Consider the following 1,443-nt stretch of genomic DNA (forward strand, 5'->3'; position numbering starts at 1 on the left):
AGGACCTCAGCAATCCTCATTCTCGCTGGTCAGGGGCACTTTCTGCTTGCCTGATCACCTGCCGGACAGCACGCATCATGAAAGCGCGAGGCTAGAGGCTCAAGCCGCGCCGCCGCAGCATCTGGGAGATCCCCGACAGCGTCATGCCCTTGTGGAACCGGCGGCCGGTCAGAGTCCTGGTCCTGGCCAGCGTCCATCTCTGATCAGATCATCCATGAGCGACCGGACCTTTGCCCAACTCTTCCCCAGCACAGCGAACAGCACGCTCAGCCTCGGCCGGGACGCCGGACCACGGGAACGGACAGCGTCATGCCCGGCCTCCCGCCACGCCCGCCGCCACCGCTGGACCCACCGGACGCTGACCCGTAACTCCTTCGCATCTCCGTACCGCCCCTCCCGGCACGGAATGTCCCGACCGCTTCCAACCGGCCCCGCTCACTGAACACTTGCCTCCCCGCGGTCAGACCCCACCCCGCGGATACCTCATACACACCGGTATACCGCCACGATCCGGACACACGATGGTGTCACCAGGTACCGGAAGATTTTCATCTTCGCTCTCAAGGCGGGCGGAACAGCCAAGACGTCCACGACGACTGCTCTGGCTGCCCAGACTGGCACAGCCAAAGGACCCGCTTTCCCGCAGGAAACCGGCAACGGACCTAGCCGTCCGTGCCAAGCCGGGCCCGGTCCCGGAACCGGCTCCGCAGTGGCTTGATCACCAACCGCCAGCCCCTGCAACAACCCACCTTCAACCTCAGTAATCAACGGCGGATCCGATGATCAAGGAGGCGCCTGATGAGCGAAACCATCGTGGAGAACGAGGCCGTCGAGGAGCCGGTCGTCAAATCGGCCGCAGACGCGTCGGACGAGCAGTTGATCGCAATGCTGGTCGACCGTGCCCGTACGGACGGGCTGCAGCTGCGTCGCCCGCCAGGACTGGGACAAGCTGCGCGTAACCTCAAGCCCGTTCGAGCCAGGCTGCAACATCGAACGCTTCCTGGAGTTCTCCGAGAGGTGGGCACCAAATGCTGAGGGGCCCCGCGTATCCCGGACGGATGTCTGACGATCTCTTACGCGGCGGCTCGCAACTTCTGATACTCGGCGTGGACTTCGCGTGGCGGGCGGTAATCAACCGCCGAGTGAAGGCGTTTGTGATTGTACCAGAATTCGATGTACTGGGTGATGTCCCGTCGGGCGGCTTCGCGCGTCAGGTAAGTCACGCGCGACACACGCTCGTTCTTCAGGGCTCCGAAGAACGATTCGGCCATGGCGTTATCGAAGCAGATTCCGGTGCGACCGGCTGATTGCCGTAGCCCGAGTGCCTTGAGGTCGGCGGCGTACTCGGCTGACATGTAGTTACTGCCCCGGTCGGAATGGAATATTGCTCCGGCTGCCAGTTTCCGGTTGCGGGCCGCGTTGCGTATCGCCCGGGATATCAGG

Annotated in this window: 4 protein-coding genes; 1 reads left to right on the plus strand and 3 read right to left on the minus strand. The window is 63.6% G+C overall.

What is annotated here, in order from left to right; genetic code table 11:
* Positions 1-91 precede the first annotated feature (91 nt).
* Positions 92-190: a hypothetical protein gene (locus ACZ53N_RS37355; RefSeq protein WP_469145137.1), complete on the minus strand. Its 99-nt coding sequence runs from the start codon at positions 188-190 to the stop codon at positions 92-94.
* Positions 169-408 (minus strand): helix-turn-helix domain-containing protein, encoded by a 240-nt coding sequence (locus ACZ53N_RS37360; RefSeq protein ID WP_469145138.1) that lies wholly within the window; start codon positions 406-408, stop codon positions 169-171. The genes ACZ53N_RS37355 and ACZ53N_RS37360 overlap by 22 nt, the downstream gene beginning before the upstream one ends.
* Before the next feature lie 390 nt (positions 409-798).
* Between ACZ53N_RS37360 and ACZ53N_RS37365 the strand changes: the two genes are divergently transcribed.
* Complete coding sequence (locus ACZ53N_RS37365; protein WP_469145135.1) at positions 799-1,035, plus strand: hypothetical protein; 237 nt, start codon at positions 799-801, stop codon at positions 1,033-1,035.
* A 38-nt stretch (positions 1,036-1,073) separates the two neighbouring features.
* On the opposite strand, the gene ACZ53N_RS37370 is transcribed toward ACZ53N_RS37365, so the two are convergent.
* Positions 1,074-1,443, minus strand: a 370-nt coding sequence (locus ACZ53N_RS37370) for an integrase core domain-containing protein (protein ID WP_469145136.1), incomplete at its 5' end; no start/stop codon positions are given.

The organism is Streptomyces sp. NPDC033229 (genome assembly GCF_055576875.1).

What these genes read in the sequence shown, in the direction of transcription:
- ACZ53N_RS37365 (WP_469145135.1), top strand. Translation starts at nt 799, where the DNA reads ATGAGCGAAACCATCGTGGAGAACGAGGCCGTCGAGGAGCCGGTCGTC.